Origin of the sequence: Mycobacterium celatum, from assembly GCF_002101595.1 — a bacterium.
Classification (GTDB): Bacteria; Actinomycetota; Actinomycetes; order Mycobacteriales; family Mycobacteriaceae; genus Mycobacterium; species Mycobacterium celatum.
The window spans coordinates 203,205-212,210 of record NZ_LQOM01000025.1; the positions used below are offsets into that span (position 1 = coordinate 203,205).

The 9,006-nt window shown below is 67.3% G+C and carries 6 protein-coding genes; 1 reads left to right on the forward strand and 5 read right to left on the reverse strand.

All coding sequences use genetic code 11. From position 1 onward, the window contains the following. Positions 1 to 34 precede the first annotated feature (34 nt). Positions 35 to 1,636: a (2,3-dihydroxybenzoyl)adenylate synthase gene (locus tag AWB95_RS10495; protein WP_238600884.1), complete on the reverse strand. Its 1,602-nt coding sequence runs from the start codon at positions 1,634 to 1,636 to the stop codon at positions 35 to 37. 112 nt (positions 1,637 to 1,748) lie between these two features. On the opposite strand from AWB95_RS10495, the gene mbtG reads away from it, so the two are divergent. Continuing rightward, a complete protein-coding gene (gene mbtG / locus AWB95_RS10500) occupies positions 1,749 to 3,071 on the forward strand; it encodes an NADPH-dependent L-lysine N(6)-monooxygenase MbtG (protein WP_062540118.1) in 1,323 nt (440 codons plus the stop codon). Here the strand turns inward: mbtG and nbtC are convergent. The 4 genes from nbtC to AWB95_RS10520 all read right to left on the reverse strand — a co-directional run bounded on the left by nbtC (position 3,068) and on the right by AWB95_RS10520 (position 8,967). Then, complete coding sequence (gene nbtC, locus AWB95_RS10505; protein ID WP_306306555.1) at positions 3,068 to 6,085, reverse strand: nocobactin polyketide synthase NbtC; 3,018 nt, start codon at positions 6,083 to 6,085, stop codon at positions 3,068 to 3,070. The two genes, mbtG and nbtC, sit on opposite strands and share 4 nt — an antisense overlap. 7 nt (positions 6,086 to 6,092) lie before the next feature. Next, positions 6,093 to 7,469: a beta-ketoacyl [acyl carrier protein] synthase domain-containing protein gene (locus AWB95_RS10510; RefSeq protein WP_084707122.1), complete on the reverse strand. Its 1,377-nt coding sequence runs from the start codon at positions 7,467 to 7,469 to the stop codon at positions 6,093 to 6,095. After that, on the reverse strand, positions 7,466 to 8,293 hold the full coding sequence (locus AWB95_RS10515) for a thioesterase II family protein (protein ID WP_062540127.1): 828 nt from the start codon (positions 8,291 to 8,293) through the stop codon (positions 7,466 to 7,468). The genes AWB95_RS10510 and AWB95_RS10515 overlap by 4 nt, the downstream gene beginning before the upstream one ends. Before the next feature lie 68 nt (positions 8,294 to 8,361). Next, entirely contained in the window at positions 8,362 to 8,967 is a 606-nt protein-coding gene (locus AWB95_RS10520; RefSeq protein ID WP_232315679.1) for a GNAT family N-acetyltransferase, read from the reverse strand. Between the last annotated feature and the right edge of the window lie 39 nt (positions 8,968 to 9,006).

Genomic DNA, 9,006 nt, shown 5'->3' on the forward strand with positions numbered 1-9,006 from the left:
GGTGACATTAGTCAATGGCAATGTTGGCGTCGGCTCACGCCTGCAGCTGTGCTGCGATCCGCTTCTTGTCGAGCTTGCCAATTGCGGTGGTGGGCAAGGCTGTCATCGGTACCAGGACGTCGGGTCGGGTGTGGGTGGCGACCCCGCGGTCGTCCAGATAGCGGTTCAGCTCCGCCAATGTCACTGACTTGCCGCTGAAAACTACCGCAGCACAGATCTTTTCGCCGAGATGCTGGTCGGGTAGCGGCACCGCCGCAGCCGCCCGGATCGCAGGGTGGGTGAGCAGGTGCTCCTCCAGGTCGGCGGCGGCGACGGTCTCGCCGGCGCGGTGGATGACGTCTTTGACCCGCCCGGTGACCTCGAGGTTGCCGTCGGCGCGGCGACGCACCCGGTCGCCGGTGCGGTAGAAACCACCGGGCGTGAACGACCGCTCGTTGGCCGCGTCGTCGCGAAAGTAGCCGTTGAACGTGTAGGGGCCGCGCACCAGCAGCTCGCCCTCGGGTACCTCCGTGCCCGCCTCGTCCACCACCCGCAGCTCGTCGGCCTCGGACAGCGGCCGGCCCTGGGTGGTCTCCACGACGTCGAGCGGGTCGTCGAGGCGGGTGTAGTTGAGCAGTCCCTCGGCCATCCCGAACACCTGCTGCAGTCCCGACGTCAAGGTGGTGCGAATGTGGCGCGCGTCCGTGGCGGCGAGTTTGGAGCCGCCAACCTGCAGCAGCCGCAACGACGTCGGCGTGACCGGCTCCCACTCGCAGGCCTGGGCCCACAGCTTGGCCAGCGCCGGCACCAGTGCGGTGACCGTGACGCCGTGGCGGGCGATGGTCGCGAACGCGGACTCGGGGCTGGGATCGGTGGCGAACACGGTCGTTGCGCCGACGCTGATCGCACCGAGCAGGCCGGGGCAGGCCAGCGGAAAGTTGTGCGCGGCCGGCAGTGCCGCCAAGTACACGTCATCGCTCGTCAGTCGGCACAGCTCGGCGGTTGCGGTGGCGTTGTAGACGTAGTCGTCGTGAGTGCGGGGGATGAGTTTGGGCAGCCCGGTGGTACCGCCGGACACCAGCAGCAAGGCGGGAAGCGTTGTGTCGCAGACGATCTCGGGTGGGTCACTCGCGGGCAGCCGGGCAAGCGACGTGAACGGACCGGGATCGCCGTCGACGACGACGTGACGTAACTGCGGATGCGCTCCAACGAGCTGCTCGGCCATCGCGCGGTAGTCGAATCCGCTCGCCGTGTCGGCGATGACCAACCCGACCGCTTCGCTCGCGTGGGCGAAGTGGCTGAGCTCGGCGAAGCGATGGCCCGGCAGACACATCACCGGGATGGCCCCGGCGCGCAGCAAACCGAAGAACGCAACGGCGAACTGACACGAATTCGGCAGGTCGAACAGCACCCGGTCGCCGGGCGCGACTCCGATCGCGGCAAACCCGCCGGCCGCCGCGTCGACGCGCTTGTCCAGGTCGGCGAATGTATGGCTGCGGACGGGATCGACGACGGCGAGGCGGTCCGGCCGGGCCGCCGCGGCCCGGCGCAGCAGCGAATCGACGGTCTGGCCGGCCCAGTACCCGGCAGCGCGGTAGCGTGCCGCCCGGTCCGGCGGAAATGGCACGAATCCGTCCAGCGGAGAGGTGACAGGCACTACGGCGACTCCCTCCGGGCAAGTGTGTTCTGGTCCTGGGACATCGTGTAGCGTACAGAAAGTTAGGGAAGCCTGGGCTAATCAGCGGGGTGCGATTGTGGGTGATGCTCAGATGAGCGGGACACTCGCGATCGTCGGGGCAGGCGCGAAAGCAGTGGCTGTGGCCGCAAAGGCGGCCGCGCTGCGCCAGATGGGCGTCGAGACGGTCGACATCGTGGCCATCGAACGCTCCGGCGTGGCGGCCAACTGGCGCGCCGGCGGCGGCTGGACGGACGGTCTGCAGCGCCTCGGCACCAGTCCCGAAAAAGACGTCGGCTTCCCGTACCGGTCGACTCTGGTGCCGGGCCGCAACGCCGAACTCAACGAACGGATGATGCAGTGGAGTTGGCAGTCCTACCTGGTCGCCACTGACCAATTCGTCGGCTGGGTCGACCGGGGCCGGCCGGCGCCGACGCACAACACCTGGGCGCAGTACCTGCGCTGGGTCGCCGACGTGGCCGGCTTGAACGTCATCTACGGCGAATTGGAGAGAATCTCGATCGACGGGTCGCGCTGGATGCTGCACACGCACGATTCGCGCCTGCCCGCCGACACCTTGATGATCACCGGTCCGGGCCAGCCGGAACGGTCCATCCTTTCCGGTGATCCGCGCATGTTGTCGATCGCGCAGTTCTGGCAACGCACCGCATGCAAGGACCGGATCACCGCCGAGAATGTCGCGGTGATCGGTGGTGGGGAGACCGCGGCCTCGATGCTCAACGAGCTGTCGCACCACCGGGTTTCGGCGATCACCGCCATCTCGCCTCAGGCAACGTTGTTCACTCGCGGTGAGGGCTACTTCGAGAATTCGCTGTTTTCCGATCCGACGAACTGGCGCAGCCTCACCCTGGCCGAAAGGCGTGAGTGTATCGCCCGCACCGACCGCGGGGTTTTCTCCTCGCGGGTTCAGGAGTCGCTGCTTGCCGACGAGCGGATCAAGCACCTGCGGGGCCGCGTCGTTCACGCAGTCGACCAGGACAACCGGATCTGGATCACATTGCACACCGACCGCGGTGGTGAACCGATCGAGACCGTGCACGGCTTCGACTTGGTGATCGACGGATCCGGTGCCGACCCGCTCTGGTTCCTGCCGCTGTTGAGCCAGGACGCCGTCGACAGCCTGGAACTCTGGCTGGGCGGACCGCTGACCAGTGAACGACTGGAGGAGTCCATCGGCCCCGACCTGGCAGTTCGGGGTGCCAGCCCGAAGTTGGTGCTGCCCAACCTATCCGGTCTCAACGAGGGCCCGGGCTTTCCCAACCTGAGCTGCCTGGGACTACTGTCCGACCGTGTCCTTGGCGCCGGAATCGGCGTCACCGAGCCCTGCGTGAGCAGACGCAAAAGCCCCCAAAACCAAGGGTTTTCGGAGACTTTTGCGTCTGCTCGCCAAAACTAGCCGCCTATCCGGGCCAGAACGTCCGCGATGGACGCCCCGCCAAGGAGATCCGAGACCTCCAGGTCGTAATTGAACTCGCTCTTGACGCGGCGGTGAAACTCCAGCGCCTGCAAGGAATCCAGGCCGATCGCGACCATGGGCACGTCAGCATCGATCGCGTCCGGGCCGTCGACGCCGATGGCTCCGGCCAGGAGGCTGGTCAGCCGCTGCTTGAGATCGCCACCCTCGACTGGCGCCGCAACCGGGGCATCGGCAGCCGGGGAAACCAGTTCGGAGATCAGCGGACCGTAGCCGTAGGCCGCCAGCACCGGCTGTGCGCGGTCTAAATCGAACGCCGCGACAATCGCGTTGCCTTCAAGCCCGTTCAGTTCCACCGCCAGAGCGTCGGCTGGGCGCATCGGCAGCAAACCGGTGGCGGTCACCTTCGCCAGGCCGGCGGCGTCCAGACTGTGGACCGTCCACTGACCCCACTGCACCGAAACGCAATCGAGGCCCTCGGACCGCAGCCGGTGCGCCATGGCGTCGAGCATTCGATTGGCAGCGGCGTAAACGATCTGGCCGCGACCGCAGATCGTCGCTGCCGCCGAGGAACACAGCACGACGCGACAACTGTCAGTCCGCGGGAACGTGCGCAGTATCCCCGAAATGCCGACCACCTTGGCGCGCAACGCATCCTCGACCTTTTCGGCGGTGACCTCGCGCCATTCGACATCCGAATATGCCAGCGCGGCGTGGATTATCAGATCCGCCGGCACGTCTCCGTGCTCGTCGGCCAGCCGGGTCAACGCTGCGTGATCGCCGACATCGCAAGTGGGCGTGTCGATCCGCGTCGAGGTGGTCGACCGGATCTGCCGCAGCCGATCGGCGACCGCGGCGGTTTCGCCCGACCGGCTCACCAGCGTGATGCGCTGCGCACCGCGGCGAGCGAGGTGTTCGCAGAATTCCAGCCCGAGGTTTCCGGTTCCCCCGGTGATCAGCACGTGCTCCGGAGGGGTGGGGTTGGCAGCGTCGCCCGCAGTGCTTTCGGTGATCCGCTTGGCGTACAGAGCGCCGTCGCGCAGAGCAAGCTCGGATTCCTCGTTGGTGTGCAGCGCGGCGAGGACCGCGGTCGCGGATTCGGCGGACGTCGTCTCAGCCGGCAGATCGAGGTGCCGGAACCGGACCCGCGGAAATTCGGCCCCGATACTGCGGAAGCCGGCGCTGGCCGCCGCATGCACCACATCCGGCGGCGGGTCGCCGACGACCACCTTCTCGCCGCCCACGGTCACCAGCCAGCAGTCGGCGATCGTGTCGGTGATGTCCGGCCACCAAGCGCGATTCCCGAAGAACAAGGCGACCTCGGCCGCCGCTGCGGCGTCGTCCTGTTCCGGCGATGGTGGGACGAGGATGACGTAGGTATCGAGTTTTGCTGTGTCGCCGGTGCTTTCGGTACTGACGACACGTACGGTGGCGCCGACGTCTCCCGCCGCCCCACATAGTGCGGCGGCCAGTTCGGAGCACGACCCGGTGTGATCGACGATGCCGATGGCACGGGGCGGTACCAGTGAGCGCTGCGATAGCCGGACCCAGTGTTCCGCCAACAACCGCGGCGGGGAATGTTCCGTCGGCGGGGCAACCGTCGGTTTGTTCTCGGGCGAGGCGCCGTCATAGGGAAGCCACAGCGGCACCTCGTTCATGCGGGTGTTGGGAAAATCGGGCAGCGGCAGCGGGGCCGGACCGGCCGACTCCGTGCACAGGCTTTCCCATCGGTAATCCTGGTCGCGGACCGCCAGCAGCGCGAGGTTGCGGGTGAAATCGCCGAGATCGCGTGCATTTCGGTTCGACGTGCCGATCACCATGGTCGCGGGGTCACCGGCTTCGTCATTCAGGGCGGCGAGGTTTTCCTCGATCGCCAACTGCAGCGTGGGATGTTCGGCCAACTCGACGAAGGTGTCGGCGCCCAACGGCAACGCCGCCGCGATTGCCTTGTCGAATCGAACGGTGTTGCGCAGGTTCCAGAACCAGTAGTGGTCGACCGGCAGGTCGGTGGTGATCGTAGCGCCGAGGGTGGCACCCACGCACGGGGTGTCCGTGTCGAGGAACGCGCAGTTCTGAAGCTGGCGCTGCGCGGCGGCGCGGACCTTCTCTGCGAGCGCGTTGATCATGCTGGTGTGCGCGGGATAGCGGACGCGGATGACCCGCGCGAACGTGCCGCGCTCGGTAAGTCTGTCGACGATACGCTGCACGGCGTCGCGCTCACCCGAGATCCCGGTCATTCCAGGCGAATTGACGACAGACAGCTCCACCCAGCCCGTGCTGCGTGCCAGTTCGGTTTCGCAGGTGTCGCGGTCGGCGGCAAGTACGGCCATCGCGTAGTCACCGGTGATGAACTCGTCGGCCGCGTGTGCCCGGATTTCGACAAGCTGCACGGCATCCGCCAGGGTGATCGCTCCGGACACGTACGCGGCGGCGATCTCGCCCTGGCTGTGGCCGATCGTGATGTTCGGTTCGACGCCGAATGAGCGCCACATCGCGGCAAGGCCCGCCATCTGGGCGAACAACGCGGGCTGAACAGTACTGGCGGTGTCGTCGGCCGGGAGGTCTTCGGCCAGAAGGTAATCCAGCGGTGATTCGCCGCTCGACCCCTGGAAGGCGGCCACGCAGCGATCGATCTCGGCTCGATACGCGGGTACCGATTCGTAGAAAATTCGTCCCATCCCGGGTCGCTGGCTGCCCTGACCGGGAAAGACAAAGGCGAGGTGGCGCACTGTGGCGGGGGTGTCGTTCCGCACCACCGAAGGATGGTCGTGGCCACCGGCGATCGCCTTAAACGCGCCGAGCATCTCGTCGCGGCTGGCGACCATGGCCAGCGCCCGATGCGAGCGGGCGGTCCGAGTGCGAAACAGCATGTCGGCGAGCGCATCTGGTGTCGTTTCCGGGTGAGTCGTCGCGTAGGACTGTAAGGCGGCGGCCTCGTCGCGAACCAGCTCGGGCGTCGGCGCGGACAGCGGGACGGGAACAGTGCCGTCGGGCAGCCGGTAGCTACGAATCGTCACTGTGCTCACTCCTGGGGCGGCGAGCAGACGCAAAAGTCCCCGATTCAGGCCGAATTCGGGCCTTTTGCGTCTGCTCGCCGGCGGGCATAGCAATGATGGCGTGCGCGTTGGCGCCTCCGGCGCCGAACGAGGATGCGGCGCCGTAACGGACGCCGTTCTTCGGCTCCCACCGGTGCAGCTTGGTGGCTAATCGCATACCGACGAGCTCCCAGTCCAGCTTGGTGGTCGGATTGTCCGAGAACAGGGTTGGCGGAATGAAGCCGTGCTGCCCCGCGAGCAATAGTTTGATCAGCCCGAGGATGCCGGATGCCGCCTGCGCGTGTCCGGCGTTCGACTTGATCGAGCCCAGCAGCGCGGTGGATCCCGCTGCGCCGTAAGTCTTGAACAGCGCGAGCAGTTCCACGGGGTCGCCCGCAAGGGTAGCGGTACCGTGCCCCTCGATCATGCCCACATCGGCCGGATCGATCCCGGCCGCGTCGAACGTCTTGCGGATGAGCTGTTCTTGAGCGCGCACCCGCGGAACCAGGATGGGCTTGCCCTTGCCGTTGTGGTTGGTGCGGATGGCCAGGATGCGCCCGTAGACGCGGTGTCCCAGCTGCCGTGCCCGCGACTCCCGTTCGACAAGAACCACTCCCGCGCCTTCGCCCCAGACCGTGCCGCTGGCGTCGTCGGCGTACGCCCGGCAATGACCGTCCTCGGAAAGAGCGTTGAGTCGCGCAAACTCGAAAAACGCACCGGGAGAGCCCATTACGCAGACCCCGCCGGCGAGCGCCCAGTCGCATTCGCCGATCTGCACCGCAGAGGCCGCCAGGTGCAGCGCCGTCAACGACGATGCGCACGCCGAGTCGACACACATCGACGGGCCGGTGAGGCCGAGGCTGTGCGAGATGCGACCGGCCGCACCCAACTGTCCCAGGCTGGCGATCCGGTGGCCGCTGTAGGCGTCGGCGGTCGCTGCACGGGGGCCGTATTCCATCGGCGACATTCCGATGAAACAGCCACCCTCTTCGCCCTCGAGTGCGGCGGGGTTGATCCCGGAATTCTCCAGCGCCTTCCACGCCACGCGCATCGCGACCCGCTGCTGGGGGTGCATCACCAGGGCCTCGCGGTAGGTGATGCCGAACATCGACGGGTCGAACATCGCTGCGCCCTCGAGGAATCCGCCGGCGTCGCACACCCGGCCCCAGCCGTCGAGCCGGGACACCGACAGCAGCTGGTCAAGCGGCCAGCCGCGATCGCGCGGAAACGGGGTGATCAACTCTCGCGATTCGGCCAGCGCCGACCACAGCGCGGCGGGAGTGTCGATTCCGCCGGGCGCCTCGACGGCGATCCCGGAAATGACAACTGGGTCGTCGGCGGTCACGCGCTCTCACTCGACACGTGGACGTCCCCGCCAGTGTGCGGATTCGTACGCCCGTCACGGCGTGTTGCGGATGAAACCGCACAGTCGGCGGGCGCCGTCAACAACTCCGCCACCGCGCCCACGTGATCGGCGAGGTAGAAATGCCCGCCGTCGAACACCGTGACGGTCACCCTGTCGGTGTGTTTGCCCCACCCGTAGAGATCGCCCAGCGTGACATAGGGGTCCTGGTCGCCGCCCATCGCCTGAATCGGCGCCGCCACCTTGACGTCTGCCGCGCAGTCGTAGGCGTCGAAAGCTTGGTAGTCCGCTTTGATGACCGGCAGCGCCAGCCTCATCAGCTCGCGGTTGGCGAACACGTCCGTCTCGGTGCCCTCCAACGTCGCGAGGTGATTGAGGATGGCGTCGTCGTCGGTGGGATGCGGCGGCTTGGCCGCGACGAGGCTGGGCGCCACTGCGGCAGAGACGTTGAGTTGGCGCACGTCGATCCCGCTGGACTCGGCGATCCGCACGAACTCGAAAGCGATCAACGCGCCCATGCTGTGGCCGAAGGTGACGATCGGAATGCCGCGGTTGTGCTCCGAGCGTGAGAACTCTTCGAACGCTGCGGCCGCCATCGCGGGCAGGGAAGGCAGCGGCGCTTCGCCGGCCCGGTCCTGGCGGCCCGGGTATTGAAAGACCAGGACGGTGAACTTGCCGCTGAGGACTTTGGAGAAGTCGCGGTAGGCCGATGCGCCAGAGCCGGCATGCGGAAAGACCAGCAGCGGGGGCCGCTCGGGCGAATCGGGTTTGTGGAACTGCCTGATCCAACCCACCGTGCGCGGCATGGGCACCACCTCTCGATCGCCTGGCCCGCGGCCTAAAACTTAGCGAAGGCTAACATAAGCTCGCGGCTCTACGGCTGCTCCCGATCGCGGACCATGAGGGCCGCCCGCTTGTCCGGCAACTCGACGACCGCGAGGCGGTAGAACCCGGCCCGTTCGAGCATCCGGACCACCCGTTCGTTCGTGACGTCGGGCTCGGTGACCACCCGGGTGGCGTTCGGGTCGGCGTCGAGCAGCCAGGCGGAGACCGCCCCCATCAGCCGCGCGGCCAGCCCGCGGCCGCGGTACCGGGCCGGACCGAGCAGCATGTGAAAGCCCACGTCGTGGGCACGGGCAGGGTAGTACCGGGCCAGCGGGTCGAGGTCGGCGCGATAGAGCTCCCAGTAGCTGATCGGCACCCCGTCGAGTTCACCCAGGACGGGGACGGAGTGCGTGCTGCGGTCCTGCTCGCGCAGATACGAGCCGATTCGGTCGCGAGGCCAGGGCTTTCGCCAGAACCGGGCCACCTCCGGATCGTTCATCCAGGAGTGCATCAGATCGAGGTCGCCGTCCGGGTCCAGCCGGCGCAGCGAGAACTCCCCGGAGAACGTTTCATGGTCCAACACCAGTCGGCGGTGCTGTAGGTCCAGTGAGGCCAGCCTCGCGCCCGCCGCGCCGGATCGGTCGACGTAGGTCACTGGCTCTCCTCGCGCTTTGGCATGGTTAGCATAGCCTAT